The sequence below is a fragment of the Spiroplasma endosymbiont of Dactylopius coccus genome, from assembly GCF_977110965.1.
Map to the genome: position 1 here is coordinate 1,281,194 of NZ_OZ373019.1, position 15,736 is coordinate 1,296,929.

Annotated in this window: 17 protein-coding genes; 9 read left to right on the forward strand and 8 right to left on the reverse strand. The window is 23.5% G+C overall.

Annotation, left to right across the window (positions count from 1 at the left end; all coding sequences use genetic code 4):
- Positions 1 to 78 precede the first annotated feature (78 nt).
- A protein-coding gene (locus tag ACXUB0_RS08090; protein ID WP_458258119.1) for an IS3 family transposase occupies positions 79 to 1,199 on the forward strand; the annotation gives its coding sequence in 2 pieces (ribosomal slippage) (positions 79 to 355 and positions 355 to 1,199; 1,122 coding nt in all).
- Here the strand turns inward: ACXUB0_RS08090 and ACXUB0_RS08095 are convergent.
- The 7 genes from ACXUB0_RS08095 to ACXUB0_RS08125 form a co-directional block, all read right to left on the reverse strand.
- Entirely contained in the window at positions 1,155 to 1,910 is a 756-nt protein-coding gene (locus tag ACXUB0_RS08095; protein WP_458258352.1) for a hypothetical protein, read from the reverse strand. The genes ACXUB0_RS08090 and ACXUB0_RS08095 overlap by 45 nt on opposite strands.
- 18 nt (positions 1,911 to 1,928) lie before the next feature.
- The gene (locus tag ACXUB0_RS08100) at positions 1,929 to 2,051 is read right to left on the reverse strand and encodes a hypothetical protein (RefSeq protein ID WP_255495889.1); all 123 of its coding nucleotides are present in this window, start codon (positions 2,049 to 2,051) and stop codon (positions 1,929 to 1,931) included.
- 946 nt (positions 2,052 to 2,997) lie between these two features.
- Positions 2,998 to 3,318 (reverse strand): hypothetical protein, encoded by a 321-nt coding sequence (locus ACXUB0_RS08105; protein WP_458258353.1) that lies wholly within the window; start codon positions 3,316 to 3,318, stop codon positions 2,998 to 3,000.
- Between the two features lie 16 nt (positions 3,319 to 3,334).
- The gene (locus ACXUB0_RS08110; protein ID WP_338957816.1) at positions 3,335 to 3,526 is read right to left on the reverse strand and encodes a hypothetical protein; all 192 of its coding nucleotides are present in this window, start codon (positions 3,524 to 3,526) and stop codon (positions 3,335 to 3,337) included.
- 34 nt (positions 3,527 to 3,560) lie between these two features.
- Positions 3,561 to 3,719, reverse strand: a complete 159-nt coding sequence (locus tag ACXUB0_RS08115; protein WP_338957552.1) for a hypothetical protein — start codon at positions 3,717 to 3,719, stop codon at positions 3,561 to 3,563.
- Positions 3,720 to 3,733: 14 nt separating this feature from the next.
- Positions 3,734 to 4,177 (reverse strand): hypothetical protein, encoded by a 444-nt coding sequence (locus ACXUB0_RS08120; RefSeq protein ID WP_458258354.1) that lies wholly within the window; start codon positions 4,175 to 4,177, stop codon positions 3,734 to 3,736.
- Positions 4,093 to 5,213 (reverse strand): IS3 family transposase gene (locus ACXUB0_RS08125; protein ID WP_458257454.1). Its coding sequence is split into 2 segments (ribosomal slippage): positions 4,093 to 4,937 and positions 4,937 to 5,213, totalling 1,122 coding nucleotides; the frame shifts between segments, so codons are not numbered across the junction. Before ACXUB0_RS08125 ends, ACXUB0_RS08120 begins: the two co-directional genes overlap by 85 nt.
- A gap of 954 nt (positions 5,214 to 6,167) precedes the next feature.
- Here ACXUB0_RS08125 and rpmE point away from each other — a divergent pair.
- The 8 genes from rpmE to ACXUB0_RS08165 all read left to right on the forward strand — a co-directional run bounded on the left by rpmE (position 6,168) and on the right by ACXUB0_RS08165 (position 13,604).
- Positions 6,168 to 6,497: a 50S ribosomal protein L31 gene (gene rpmE, locus ACXUB0_RS08130; protein ID WP_458258355.1), complete on the forward strand. Its 330-nt coding sequence runs from the start codon at positions 6,168 to 6,170 to the stop codon at positions 6,495 to 6,497.
- Positions 6,498 to 6,675: 178 nt separating this feature from the next.
- Complete coding sequence (locus ACXUB0_RS08135) at positions 6,676 to 8,646, forward strand: ATP-binding cassette domain-containing protein (protein WP_338988098.1); 1,971 nt, start codon at positions 6,676 to 6,678, stop codon at positions 8,644 to 8,646.
- A gap of 14 nt (positions 8,647 to 8,660) precedes the next feature.
- Positions 8,661 to 9,686, forward strand: a complete 1,026-nt coding sequence (locus ACXUB0_RS08140; protein WP_458258356.1) for a DHH family phosphoesterase — start codon at positions 8,661 to 8,663, stop codon at positions 9,684 to 9,686.
- Between the two features lie 24 nt (positions 9,687 to 9,710).
- Positions 9,711 to 10,301, forward strand: coding sequence for a thymidine kinase (locus ACXUB0_RS08145; protein WP_338988100.1), 591 nt, complete (start codon positions 9,711 to 9,713; stop codon positions 10,299 to 10,301).
- A gap of 15 nt (positions 10,302 to 10,316) precedes the next feature.
- Entirely contained in the window at positions 10,317 to 11,414 is a 1,098-nt protein-coding gene (gene prfA / locus ACXUB0_RS08150; RefSeq protein ID WP_458258357.1) for a peptide chain release factor 1, read from the forward strand.
- Between the two features lie 18 nt (positions 11,415 to 11,432).
- Entirely contained in the window at positions 11,433 to 11,834 is a 402-nt protein-coding gene (locus ACXUB0_RS08155) for a hypothetical protein (RefSeq protein ID WP_252320576.1), read from the forward strand.
- A gap of 26 nt (positions 11,835 to 11,860) precedes the next feature.
- Positions 11,861 to 12,691 (forward strand): peptide chain release factor N(5)-glutamine methyltransferase, encoded by an 831-nt coding sequence (gene prmC / locus ACXUB0_RS08160; protein ID WP_458258358.1) that lies wholly within the window; start codon positions 11,861 to 11,863, stop codon positions 12,689 to 12,691.
- Positions 12,692 to 13,103: 412 nt separating this feature from the next.
- Positions 13,104 to 13,604 (forward strand): hypothetical protein, encoded by a 501-nt coding sequence (locus tag ACXUB0_RS08165; RefSeq protein ID WP_458258359.1) that lies wholly within the window; start codon positions 13,104 to 13,106, stop codon positions 13,602 to 13,604.
- Here ACXUB0_RS08165 and ACXUB0_RS08170 read toward each other — a convergent pair.
- Positions 13,597 to 14,835 carry an IS256 family transposase gene (locus ACXUB0_RS08170; protein WP_458258360.1) on the reverse strand — a complete coding sequence of 413 codons (1,239 nt, stop codon included), beginning with the start codon at positions 14,833 to 14,835 and terminating at the stop codon, positions 13,597 to 13,599. The two genes, ACXUB0_RS08165 and ACXUB0_RS08170, sit on opposite strands and share 8 nt — an antisense overlap.
- Positions 14,836 to 15,736: the final 901 nt, after the last annotated feature.

Genomic DNA, 15,736 nt, shown 5'->3' on the forward strand with positions numbered 1-15,736 from the left:
ATTGGATGGGTTACACTTTATTGGACACTAATTACGTAGACAAGTGAACAAATTAGTGAAAAGAAAGGAAGTATAATTATGGCCAATATTAACTCATATTCAGATGAATTTAAAAAACAAATAGTAGCTTTATATCAAAGCGGTAAGTCAGTGTCTTGTCTTGCTAAAGAGTACAATGTTACAAGAGCAGCTACTTATAATTGAATTAAGCAATTTACTAATTCAGGTAGTTTTAAAACTAAAGATAATCGTTCTGTTGAAGAAAATGAATTAATTAAATTAAGAAAAGAATTAAAACAATTAAGAATGGAAAATGATATTTTAAAGCAAGCAGCACTAATAATAGGCAGAAAATAAAAATTATTGTCAAAAATAAAGTTAAATATAAAATTCGCACAATGTGTCGTTTTTTGAAAATATCTAAATCAACATATTATTTTAACTTAAAGAAAAAAGAAAATAAAATCAAAAATAATATGTATGATGAAGCTGTTATTAGTGCTTTTAAAGAAAATAAAGAAGTTTATGGTACTAGAAGATTAAAAAAAATTTTAGAAAACCAAGAAATTTATTTATCACGCAGAAAAATTAAAGAAATTATGAATAAGCATAATTTAATATCAAAATACACTAAATTATCATTCAAAAATCATCATAATAAAGTCAATAATAGTCAAATAACCAATCTTGTTAATAGAAACTTTAATAATAGGGTTAAAAATGAAGTTATTGTTAGTGATTTAACTTACGTTCAAGTTAATGGTAAATGAAACTATATTTGCCTATTAATAGACCTATTTAACCGAGAAATTATTGGACATAGTGTTGGAGTTAAAAAAGATGCATTACTAGTATATCAAGCATTTATGCAATCAAATCGCTGTTTAAAAGATATCCAAATATTTCATAGTGATCGAGGTAATGAATTTAACAATAAAATTATTAATAATCTTTTATTAGCATTCAATATTACTCGATCTTTAAGCAAAAAAGGTTGTCCTTATGATAATGCTGTTGCTGAAGCAACTTTTAAAACTTTCAAAACTGAATTTATTAATGATAAAAATTTTACATCATTAATCCAATTAAAATTAGAATTATTTGATTATATCAATTGATACAACAACATAAGAATCCACAGCACTTTAAACTACTTAACTCCTATCAAATATCAAGAACAAGTGTCTACCAAAAAATAGTCCTAAAAAGTGTTGCCATTCCACTAAAACAATTTGTTCATAAATAACATCTAATGCTTTAATTTTATCCATTACTTTATTACAATCTGCTAATTCATTTGCTTTATTTCTCATAATTGCTATTGGTATATAGTTAATATTTAGTGTTTGTTCTTGTGCTAAATTAGGGTTATTAATGAATGATTTAAAATCTAGTGGAAATTGTTTTTTACTATCATTAACACTATAAATTGCACGATTAATAGTTACTTGTTCATTATTTAATGTATAAACTTCAAATAATCTTACAGTTTGTGCATTTTGTTGATAACTATCATAAAAAATAGTACATTGAATTAATTTACCAGTAATATCATAAACTCTTTGTTGTATATCAACTACTTGAAAATATAAGTCATCATTTGCAATAAAAATTAAATAACCACTAATTCCCAATTTACTTAATTTAAAAATAGAATTTCAATTTTTTCTATAAAATTCTTGTTGAATTAAATACTGCTTAATAGTTTCATTGTTAATATCTAGTGGAGCATTATATAAATTAGCATTATTTTCTGCTACAAAATCAGTAAAATATGTTTCATGATTAAAATCATTAAAACCAAAATAACTTAAAATAGAAGCATGTGTACTTTTACCTTTTAAAAAAGTTAATTTAGTTTTTTCTTCATTATTAGTGCTTTTATCTCTTCTTAAAAATCTACCTAACATAATATTCACCACCTTTTTTTAAAATATTTGATTAATTTTTAATACAATTTTTACTATAATAAATATAATTAAACCAGCAACAGCAGAAGATAATAAAACTCCTATTAAACCTAAAATAATTTTTATTATTTTAAAAAACATAATATTATTCCTGCAATTCTTGTAATTTTCATAAATTACCACCACTAATATTCATGTCTTCTCATTTAAAAACATCAATATTTTCATTTCTTGAACATAATAATTGTAATCTTCCACCCTCTTTTATATAAGTACTATATACTGTTACAGTTTGTGGAATACCAGAACCTAACGAATAAACAAAATCAGTAAATGTATAAATATCTGGTAATATTATTTTTTGTTGTCTTGGATTTAAATTAAATCATATACGATATAATTTATTTTCTTTACAATCATATCTAATTTCTTGATTTTTTATACCAGTAGTACTAATATTAAAGGCTACATCTTTTCATTTACCAATTTTTAAATCTTTTATTTTTTTAATTAATTCATTAATAGCACCAGCAATAGTTTTATCACTAGTTTCTAAATTAGCAATTTCAGTACCAAAAGTATTGAGAACAAAAGCATATTGAAATTGTGTTTTATCTATTTTATCTTCTAATTCTTTATCTACTTCTTCTTTTTTATAATAATCAGTTAAATCTGGGATATTTTTATTTAATGTTCTTAAATTAACAGCATCTTGTGGTTGTGTAGGGTCTGCTATATAAACAATTCTAGTATTATTTGAAGTAATAATTCTTTTTTCTTTAGGTTGAATAATATTAGGCGAATTAGGGTCTATTAATCATAATGATTCACCACTACCACCAGTAGCACTAATAGTATTAGTTTCTTTATCAATCTTAATATTTTCACCAGCAATTAATTTATCTTGTTTTTTGTCTAAGAACCTGTTTGGAATCTTTTAAACATAATTAAACTAAAAAAGGGAATAATTATTTCTAACCTGACAGTTAATTAACATTTTATTTTCTTTGTCATTTTTTTGTTAAAAAGATTTTATCATTTGACAACTTATCGATTAAAAATTTATTTTTCAACTATAAAATAACATTTATGATATTAATTTAATCAAAAATAAGTTAAAAAAGATCCTAAACAGGTTCTTAAATACTGGTTGTTCTTTAATCATTTTTTTAATAGTTTCTTCAATTTTTGAATTTTCTAAATTATTAGTTTTAAATTTTAAAAAATCATAAAATTCAGTTTTAACTTGATATTTTTTAAATATATTAATCATTTCTTTTTCTTTAATTTCTTGATTAAGTTGATTTAACTTATTTTCTAATTCAACAATTTTAGTTTCTTGTTGTAAATTATTATCTTCAGTTAAAGGTTCCGTATTTTGTTCAATATTAGTTTCATTTTCTAACATTTAAATCACACCTTTATTATTTATTTTCTTTACCATTAATTTTTTCATTAAGTTTTGCTAATTTTTTTTGATGTTTCATTACTTTATTATTTCTTCTAATATGTTTTGGAGTTGTAATAAATCTTTTAAATCAAACAATTAATTCTCTGCAAATTAATGTTCCTACACTTGTTCCAATAATAATTAATTCATGTAAAAATTCTTTCATTTTCAATTCTTTCCTTTCAATTATTTATTTTTAATTATTCATCAAATTGACCATTATTAATTCTTTCAATCATTGATTTTGAATTACTTATAATAGTTACCAATAAAGATATTTCTTTATTTAATTGTTCCATTCTTTCTTTATATGTCTGAATTTCATTGTTGTAATATTCAATCAATTTTTCTTTATTCATTAGTTATCATTCCTTTATAAACTATCATATGTAGTTAGTCTTTCATATAAAACATCACTACTTTGACTATGATTACTAATAGCATCACTATTAATTAATCTTCTTGTTTCATTTGTAAATGATGTTTCTTGCATTTCTTGATTATGATTTGTAGTTTCCATAGGTAATAAATTATGTATAATTTCCCTTGCACCAGCAACTATTGTTGGTACTGCATAAGCATTATTGAAATCATTATTAATCCCCATAGCAACACCACTACTAATCAAACATCCACCAGTTGCCATATTACATATTTTTCTTATTATTTCAAATCTATTAGGTATTAATTCACTTAATCCACTAATTAGTGGAATGGCAACACTTTTTAGGACTATTTTTTGGTAGACACTTGTTCTTGATATTTGATAGGAGTTAAGTAGTTTAAAGTGCTGTGGATTCTTATGTTGTTGTATCAATTGATATAATCAAATAATTCTAATTTTAATTGGATTAATGATGTAAAATTTTTATCATTAATAAATTCAGTTTTGAAAGTTTTAAAAGTTGCTTCAGCAACAGCATTATCATAAGGACAACCTTTTTTGCTTAAAGATCGAGTAATATTGAATGCTAATAAAAGATTATTAATAATTTTATTGTTAAATTCATTACCTCGATCACTATGAAATATTTGGATATCTTTTAAACAGCGATTTGATTGCATAAATGCTTGATATACTAGTAATGCATCTTTTTTAACTCCAACACTATGTCCAATAATTTCGCGGTTAAATAGGTCTATTAATAGGCAAATATAGTTTCATTTACCATTAACTTGAACGTAAGTTAAATCACTAACAATAACTTCATTTTTAACCCTATTATTAAAGTTTCTATTAACAAGATTGGTTATTTGACTATTATTGACTTTATTATGATGATTTTTGAATGATAATTTAGTGTATTTTGATATTAAATTATGCTTATTCATAATTTCTTTAATTTTTCTGCGTGATAAATAAATTTCTTGGTTTTCTAAAATTTTTTTTAATCTTCTAGTACCATAAACTTCTTTATTTTCTTTAAAAGCACTAATAACAGCTTCATCATACATATTATTTTTGATTTTATTTTCTTTTTTCTTTAAGTTAAAATAATATGTTGATTTAGATATTTTCAAAAAACGACACATTGTGCGAATTTTATATTTAACTTTATTTTTAGCAATAATTTCTACTTTCTGCCTATTATTAGTGCTGCTTGCTTTAAAATATCATTTTCCATTCTTAATTGTTTTAATTCTTTTCTTAATTTAATTAATTCATTTTCTTCAACAGAACGATTATCTTTAGTTTTAAAACTACCTGAATTAGTAAATTGCTTAATTCAATTATAAGTAGCTGCTCTTGTAACATTGTACTCTTTAGCAAGACAAGACACTGACTTACCGCTTTGATATAAAGCTACTATTTGTTTTTTAAATTCATCTGAATATGAGTTAATATTGGCCATAATTATACTTCCTTTCTTTTCACTAATTTGTTCACTTGTCTACGTAATTAGTGTCCAATAAAGTGTAACCCATCCATTTGTGTTTATTTAACAGTGTAACTTTCCAAAATAATTTAATTTTTTGATAAATATTTTTAGGAAATTTTCATTCGATATTGACACAAATTTATTAATTTTTAAAACATAATTTTTATAAATGTATTTTAGTTGTAATTCAATTTTATTAGTAGTAATATTTATTTACAATTACATAACAAAAGTCTTAATTTATTCTCGTCTAAATGACAATAAAGACAATATTGATAAAATTATTCCGCATTTTTGTTACCCGTCCATTAATTTTTAAAAGCAAAATAGGGAACTGTATTAATACAAGAATAAATTAGTATTGAAAATCAATTTAGTTTATATGAGAAAATTTAGTGATGTTTTTAAAAAAAGCATTAGAAGATTTAAAAGCTGAATACGAAGATAATCAAGATTATATATTCCTCATGATACAAGAACAAGAAAAATTAATAATATCTGTGCTATCAATACCAAACATTGAGATAAATATAAATATCATTATGTTTATCTTTTTAATTTAACATTAGGTATTAAAAAATATCAAAGCATTACTAATCATTTACAAATTAAAATTTTATCTTTAATTACTGAAAGTAAATATTTTTTATTGTATTTAATTAACTGAAAAATATATTAGTTGTGTAAATAATATTTTTTTATTCATATAAAAACAATTTTTAAGTTTTAGATTTCAATAGAATATATAATTTAAAAAAAATAAAATTCATGATATCTAGTTAATTGAATTAGAACACATTTTTACAATATAATCTATCAAAATAAAAACTCTATCTATCATTAATATTTATTTGCTTTTTTATATTGTTAATGATATTATTTTTAAGTACTTTTTATTAATAGTAATTTTATAAGTGAGGTGAAACCATGGCAAAAGCAAGCATCCATCCAGAGTATTTTCAAACTAAAGTAACATGTATAACATGTAGCAATAATTTTATAAGTGGTTCAACTAAGGGTAAAGAAATCCGTGTTGATACATGTTCAAGTTGTCATCCATTTTATACTGGAAAACAATCATTTGTTTCAGCAAAAGGAAGAGTTGAACGCTTTAATACAAAAGCAAGTAAACAAGTTGAAACAAAATCAAAAACTGTTCAAATAAACAAAGCAAAACCACAAAATACTAAAACTATTGTATTAGAAACAGCAAAAGATGTTCTAAAACTAACTGATACTAAACAAGTTAAAAAATAATTTTAATTAAACTAGAAACTAATAATAGTTTCTTTTTTTTATACTTTAAAAATAAAATTATTTACAGACATATTTACCATTAATTAAGTTAAAATATTGTATGTATACAACCCAATAAATATAGAATATAATTTTAATAGTATATGAAATAAAAAACTTTAAGGTAGGGAATGGTTTTATGGAAAAATCATCTGATTTTAATAAATTGGTAATAAGTAAAGGTATTAGATATAATACTGAGCAAACTAGTAACTTTAATTTTAGTATTATTAATTTATCCGTTGAAAAAGCCGTAAAAGATTGAAGTTTTGAAGGAAAATATCCTAGTTGCTTGGCAATTTTTAGTAATGATGAAGATAATATTGAAAAATTAATTAATGCTCTAGCAGGTTCTTCTGCTATTATGGAGGGTAAAATTTTAATTGATGATATTGATGTTACTTATAATAGTATTGGTTTTGAACGAAAAATGGCTTATGTTAGTATGCATTTACAGAGTTGAAATAAATTATTTAGTATTCAACGTAACTTAGCAAGAACAGCAATTACTAATAAACCCTTTTTACAAGAAATAAGCAATATTAATCAAAAAATTAAGACTGATATTGAAAACTTAAAAAATACAGGTTTAAATTTAGACAGTGGTTATTTTAAAGAAAAATTAATTAATATTATTAAAAATTTTATTAATGAAACACAAAGCACTCGTAATAATTTTATTAAAGAATATCAATATCAAATTAATCATTTTCATAAAAACTTTGCTCAAGAGAAATTTAATTTTGCTGGAAGTGAAAAATTAACAGATATTCTAATTAAAAAATTTACTGCCGAAGAAAAAAATATTATTGCAAATAATAACTTATTATTTTTACAATCTTTGCAAGATCGTATTTCTAGTTTAGAAAGTTTAGTGGGACCATGTTTTTGTGGATGTAATCCACCAAAAGAAAGAAAATGAGAGTTTCAACTACGAGAAATTAGTTTTGTTATTAAAGAAATAAATAATTATTTAAATAGAGAGATTAGTACTACTAGAAGTGAAATTAGAACTACGTTAAAAACTTGTAACAATCATAATCAAAATTTTAATAGCGAACTTAATCATTTAGTTTCATATCAACAAATTAAATGTACTCGTAGTCAAATTGATCAAATTTTAGACCAGTGAATTGACTTAGCAGAAGTACAAAGAATTAAATTTAATATGAAACAAGATTTTGTGGCAATGCAACTTTTACCAGATGAAATGCATTTACTTTTAAAAAATATTAAAGATGAAATTAAAATTTATCATGATAAAATTTTAAAAAATCCACAGTTACAAGATAAAGAAACATATCAACAACAATTACAAACTTTATATTCACAGTTAATTGATGTCCGTGATTTAATTAGTGAAAATATTGTTATGATATTTAAACATTTAGAACTAAGTCATTTATTGTCACTACGTTTAACACAATTAACAATAGTAGAACGACAAATAATAAAAATCATTCAACAATTAATTGTACCTACTAAAATTTTAATTTTACATAACCCATTTGAACTTTTAAATGTTGATAATAAAGAACAATTAGCAAATTGAATTAAAAAATTACAAAAATTTTTGAAAATAATTATTATTTTTACAACTAATAATCAAGTTGATATTAATTTATTAGCGACTAATGTTACTGTTATTGAAAATGAAATAATTATTCAACAAGGGAATGTTAGTGAAATCACTGATAAACCATTATCTTTAAATTTATTGAAAGAAATAAATGAACAGCATATTAATATTGCAAAGGGAGAATGAAATGCTCATAATTTATATTTTTATAATGTAAATTTAGGTAAGTTTGATGTTAAAACTGCTTCTACTATTGCTTTTAAATCAAATGCCATTTTGTTTAGTGCAAAGAAACCACGATTTACTTTTTTAAAAAATTCAATTATTATTAATGGTGTTATTAAAAATATTACTAAAGTTGATGATAAAAAAGCATATTTATTGATTGAAACTACTAAATCAGAACAATTTGAAGTTTTAACAAATAATAATGATAATTTAGAAGTGGGAACTGTTGGTTGAATTAGTATTACTAAAAATTCAATTTTTGTTTTTGATGATGAAACAAAACAATTAATTGGTACATGATAGAAAGGATATATAATATGAATAAGTTTAAAAAAGAAGCACAAGCAATTTATGAATTAATAAAAATCAGTAATCCAATTATTATTCATCGTCATATTAATCCTGATGGAGATGCTTTGGGTTCACAATGAGGATTAAAAAAAATTATTGAAGATAATTTTCAAAATAAAAAAGTACTTGTTCCAGGCGAAACAAATGAACATATGGCATCATTATTTCCACAACCAACTTTTGTTAAAAAAGAAGATTATGAAAATGCACTAGTAATAGTCACTGATACAGCTAATCGCGAACGAATTAGTGGTCAATTTTGAGAAGAAGGAAAAAAGATAATTAAAATTGATCATCATCCAATTGTTGATAAATATGGTGATATTGATTTAATTGAAGAAAAGGCTTCTGCTGCTTGCCAAGTAGTGGCGAAATGAGCACAAGTATTGAATTTAAAAGTTTCAGCTTTAGCAGCTAGAAATTTATTTCTTGGTTTAGTTACTGATTCTGGTAGATTTTTGTATCGCTCTGTTAATGAAGAAACTTTTCAGGTTGCTAGTTTTTTAGTTAAACAAAATTTTAATTTATTAGACTTATATCAAAGTTTATATATTCAAAATTTAAAAATCACAAGATTGAAAGGATATATATTATCAAATTTTAAAATTACTGATAATGGTGTTGCTTATATAATATTTAACGATAAAATAATTACTGACTTACAAACAAAAATTATTAGTCAAAATAAAATATTAAATATTAAAGGCGAAGTTGTTTTAAGTAGAGAAGATTTAACTAGTCAAGTTAATGTAATGTCAAATATTGATGGTATTAAAATTTGATTAATTGCTGCTTATGATCAAATGAATAGTAAAATTAAAGTTAGTGTTCGTAGTGCAAGATGAATAATTAATGATGCTATTGCAAAGTTTGGTGGTGGTGGTCATCAGACAGCTGCTGCTGCATATTTACAAAATATTAATGAAGTTGAAAAATTGATTGATAGTTTAGATAAAATTGCTAGTAAATCACCAGAATTAACAAACAATTAAAATTAGAGATGGAGTTGGATATAAATGTATAGTCGTTATAATGAGGGATGAATTGAAGTAATTACTGGTTGTATGTTTGCTGGAAAAACCGAAGAGTTTATGCGACGTATAAATCGTTTACAGTATGCTAAACGCAAAGTGCTAGTTTTTAAACCCAAGGTTGATATTCGTTATGATGCTAAAAAAGTAGTAAGTCATAAAGGAGTATCTATCACAGCGATAGTAATTGATGATCCAATGCAAATATTAAAACATATAGATAAAGAAATAGAAGCAGTTGCAATTGATGAAGTACAATTTTTTAAACCATCAATTATTGAAGTGATTAAAACATTAGCAAATCAAAATAAGCAAGTTATTGTTGCTGGTTTAGATCAAGATTTTCGTGGTGAACCATTTCCTGTTACTAAAGAATTATTAGCTTTAGCAGAATTTGTAACTAAATTAGATGCTGTTTGTGTAAAATGTGGTAAAGCAGCAACAAGAACACAACGTATTATTAATGGCCGGGAAGCTAGATATGATGATGAAATTATTTTAATTGGTGCGCAAGAACAATATGAAGCTCGATGTCGTAGTCATCATCGTGTCTTAACAAATAATCAGAATAGATAAATCAGGTGTGATATTATGAATGAAAAAACATTAGAACAGTTAATGCAACTTACTAAAAAATATAGTGAAATTGAAAAGCAATTAGAAAATCCCGAATTAATTCCTCGTGATAAATACACTGAATTAACAAAAGAACATAGTAGATTAGAACCAATTATTGAACAATATTGAAAATATGAAAAAATTGACAAAGAAATTATTGAAGCAAAAAAGGCATTAGCAACCGAACAGGATCAAGAACTTTGTGAAATGCTTAAAACAGATATTAAAGCAAATGAAATTGAATTAGAAAAAGCAGAAAATGAATTAAAACTAACACTAATTCCTAAAGATATAAATGATGATAAAAATGTTATTATTGAAATTAGAGGAGCTGTTGGTGGCGATGAAGCAAATATTTTTGCTGGTGATTTATATCGTATGTATAGTAAGTATTGTGAAATTCAACGATGAAAAATTGAAACTATTGAAGCAAAAGAAGCAATAAATGGTGGATTTAGTTATATTGCTTTTATGATTAAAGGTAAACATGTATTTGCTAAATTAAAGTTTGAAGCTGGTGGACATCGTGTTCAGAGAGTTCCAAAAACCGAATCACAAGGACGAGTTCATACTTCAATTGCAACGGTTGCTGTATTGCCAGAAGTTAATGAAGTTGAAATTAAAATAAATAATTCTGATTTAAGAATTGATACTTATCGTTCTAGTGGTGCTGGTGGTCAACATGTTAATACTACCGATTCAGCAATTAGAATTACTCATATTCCAACAGGTGTTGTTGTAACTTCACAGGACGGACGAAGTCAACATGATAATAAAGATAAAGCAATGCGGGTATTAAGAGCTAAACTTTATGAAAAAAAAGTTGAAGAAGAACAGGGAAGAATTGGTAATTTAAGAAAAACAGCTGTTGGTAGCGGTGATCGTTCAGAAAAAATTAGAACATACAATTATCCACAAAATAGAGTAACCGATCATCGAATTGGATTATCTTTATTAAAGTTAGATCGTATTATGGAAGGTAATATTGATGAAATTATTATTGCTTTAATTAGTAGTGAACAAAAAGAAAAATTAGAAAATATTGATGAAAATATTACAGTATTAAAATAAAAAAAGGAAGAAATTATTATGGATTTTAAGATTTTAGACTCTAGAACAAAAATTTTGTTTTTAATATCAGTTATTTTTTTATATGCGACATTAGGAACATTTATTACATTAACTTTTAGTAGTGGTATTATTCACATTTTATTTTTAGTTTTAACATTATGATTTGCTAGTGCATCTAGTTTAATTTTTCATTATTTATTATGAAAAAATTTAGAATTTTTACGAAATATTAATGGTAATAATATTAATAATTTTGGTTTTATTATTAGTATTTGTAGTTACATTATTCTTTTTCCAATTATTTGTTTATTAACAATTAGTTTTTTATTTATTTTTAGTATTATTGTTTTAATTCTCGTTGTTAATAATTTAATAAAAAAAACTTCAAGAAATAATAATTCATCTGTTAATTTTCAATAAAATATTTATTTTTGGAGTATAAATTAATGACTTATAGAGATTATCTTTTATTAGCAAAAAAAATTAATAAAAAAAATGAACAAATTAATAAGATAATTTTATTAAAGTTTATTAATAAAGATTTATCTTGATTATATGCAAATCTTAGTCAAACAATAGCAATAGATTTTTTAGAATCATATTTACAACTAGTTAAAAAATTTGTTGCTGGCTATCCTTTACAATATATTATTGGTTATCAATGATTTCTTGATCATAAGTTTGTTGTTGATAATAAAGTATTAATTCCCCGTAATGAAACTGAAGAACTAGTTAAAAATGTTTTTGTCTATGCGCAAAACATTTTTAATAATGATAATTTAAAAGTATTAGATTTAGGGACAGGCAGTGGTGCTATTGCTATTAGTTTAGCGTTAAAGAAACCTAATTGAAATATAGTAGCAAATGATATTAGCAAAGATGCATTAACTATTGCTAAGATTAATAACGATAATTTTAACCTAAAAAATATTAATTTTGTTGAAAGCGATATATTTACAAATCTTAAAAATCATAAATTTAATATTATTATTTCAAATCCACCATATATTGATGAGACAGCAAATACTTTTTCAAAACATAATTTACAATATGAACCAAAATTAGCTTTATTTGCTGATCATAAAGGATTATATTTTTACGAAGTAATTTTTCAACAATGTCATGCAGTTTTAGAAAAATCTTTTTTATTAGCATTTGAATTTGGTTTTGATCAAAAAGAAGCACTAACTATTCTTATTAAAAAGTATTTACCACAATATAATTACAAATTTATTAAAGATATTAATAATAAATGAAGAATGCTATTTATTTGGTAAGCATTATAACATATAAAAATAATTTAAGAACAATAATTTTGTCACTCAAAAGGTGACTATTTTATTTTTTGAAAAGGAAAATCTCATTTAATCTTTCAATTAGGATAACGGGGGCAGTTTTAATGTGGCGTATCATTGAAATATTAAAATATTTTCAGTATTCTTGTTCGGTTAATATAGCATTTCTAATGGAAAAATTTAATGTTACATTTCGAACTTTACAAAGAAATATTACTTTTATTAATACAATGTTAATAAAAATTAGTAATTGTAATATTTCCAGAAAGCAAGATTACTTTGTAATTAATGGTGACAATGAAATAATAGCAATAAATACTTTGCTTACACAGTTTATCCACATATCCAATGAATATCCTTTTGTTAGAATGAGTAATTTGTTCTTAATATGTGTATGACAAAAAAATATTTAAGTAGTGAGTGACTTATCAATATAAGCAACACAAATAAGTATAATTTAAAAAAAGACATTATTTACTTGAATAACTTTTTCTTTGAACAAAATTTAAGATTAAAATTAAAATTTGAACATAATAAAGGGTTTCAATTAGATGGTTATGAATGACATTTAAGATTTATAACCGCTATTATTATTATAAAACTTATTAGTAAAGATAAAAAAATTCTCTTAACTAACGATAAAGTCCTAACCTATATATACAAAAAAATAGAAATTATAATGATCAATATCGGTTATAAAAAATATTATGATGATCAACTAATATGATTTTTAACAATTCATGTACGAAAAATTAAACTTAATTTTTTTCTTGAAAAAGATGAACAAATTGAATTTAATTTAAACTTAAGTATAAAAAGAGAAGTCGAACACTTTAGATTAATAATGAGGCTTTTTAGAAATCTGTGTATCTTTGTTTTACAAAGTACTAGTTAAGATTAATTCTATCTTCAAATTTTATCATAAAATGAGCAATTGCTGTATTTCAATTTTGAATGGGCATTGTTCATTTTTTTGTTATATTTTCAATTGTTAAATAAAATATTTTCAATTCTTCCATATCATTAGGAAAAACTTTTTTATTTCTGATAACTTTTCGTAATTGACTATTAACAGATTCAATAGCATTTGTGGTATAAATTACTCTTTTAATTTCTGTTGGATAACTAATAAAAAATATCAAATTTTCTCAATTTTTATATCAAGATTTAGCAATTTGAGGATATTGTTTATTTCACTTATTTTCAAATGTTTCTAAAGCCTGCATTGCTTGTTCTTCACTACATGCAGTATAAATTGGTTTTAAATCTGCAACTAGAGATTTTCTATGCTTATATGAGACATATTTCAAACTATTTCTAATTTGATGAACGATGCATAATTGATGTTCTGTTTTAGGATAAACTGATTGTATTGCTTCTGACATTCCTGTTAAATTATCACTACAAGCAATAAGAATATCATTTAAGCCTCGATTTTTCATTTCTGTGAAATTGGCTAATCAAAATTTAGAACCTTCATTTTCACTAATTCATAAGCCTAAAACATCTTTTTTACCTTCTAAATCAACTCCTAAAGCTATATACACAGATTTGTTAATAATGCGTTTATCTTGTCGTATTTTAACTACTATGCAATCAAAATAAACAATCGGATAAACACTATCTAATGGTCGATTTTGCCATGCTTTTACATCATCAATAACATCATCAGTAATTTGACTAATAACACTTTCACTAATATCAGCACCATGATATAACTCTTGTAATTGCATTCTAATATCTGATAATGTCATACCTTTTGCATATAAAGAAAGAACTTGTTGATCAAAACCATCAAATCTTCTTTGTCTTTTTGCAATTATTACAGGATTAAAATTACTATTGCGATCTCGTGGTACATCAATCTCAATTTTACCTTGTTGAGTTATTAATTTTTTTGAACTTATACCATTACGAGCATTGTCACTATTACTATGTTGATTCTTATCATATCCTAAATAATTTTGCATCTCAGAATTCAACATTTTTTCTACTAATCTTTTTGTTAATTCTTTATACAAACCTCCTTCTTTAAAAACTGTTGTTAAATCTTCAGTATTTTCTAATAATAAATCTACTGCTTTTGATATTGGATCATTATTATTAATATTTTGCTTTTTAGCCATCTGTAATTCACTCTTTCTAGGTTTATTATAGAATTAATTAAACATAGTTATTTTTGTAAGTTACACAGATTACTAAACATTACCTTAATAATTGCTAAAGAGTTTGCTATCGAGTTTGATAAGTTTGAAACCAATTATTTTAATTTCATTTGTTTACTTAATATTAAAGTTGACAGTCAATTATTTCCAAATATAACTTCAGAAATTAGTAACATTACTCAAAAAATATTTTCTTTTATTACTTATGAATATCAGGTGTCTTTATATTCAAATACTTTTAAAAGTAATTTGAATAGTTTTCTTAGTGATAATTGATTTAAATTACAATTTAATTATTATAGTGATATTATTTTTACCTTGGATGATGCTTTTAAAATAGAAAGTGACTACCAATGAGGGCAACAACTCCTTTTTATTATAAATTCGCAATTAAAAAATAATTATTTTCCCAATCTTAATCTTTTACAAAATAAATTTTTAATGATTACTTTTCATAAAAGTTTTATAGCAAATGAGAACTGAAACATTCCCTTATATATATTCTTAATTGATGACTCCTATGCTAATAAAATTCAAATAGCTTCATTTATAAAAGTAAATTTCCCTAATATTTTAATTATTTCCCTAAAAAATAACTTAAGTAATAATTTGGGAGCATACCGATGTTGTCAATAATATTCAAATTTGTCTTAAAATTATAAAGTTAGACGAGAATAATTTTGACTTCAATATGCAATTGTATGTTAATCTTAACACTTGTAAAATATTAGTCAATAATAATACTTACTTTTGTCATTATTTAGTAAAAATTTCCTATTAGTTATCGAGTAATAATTTTCCAAAAGTGAAGTTATTTATATAACTTATAATTAATAATAATTCGATTTAAAACAGCCCTAAA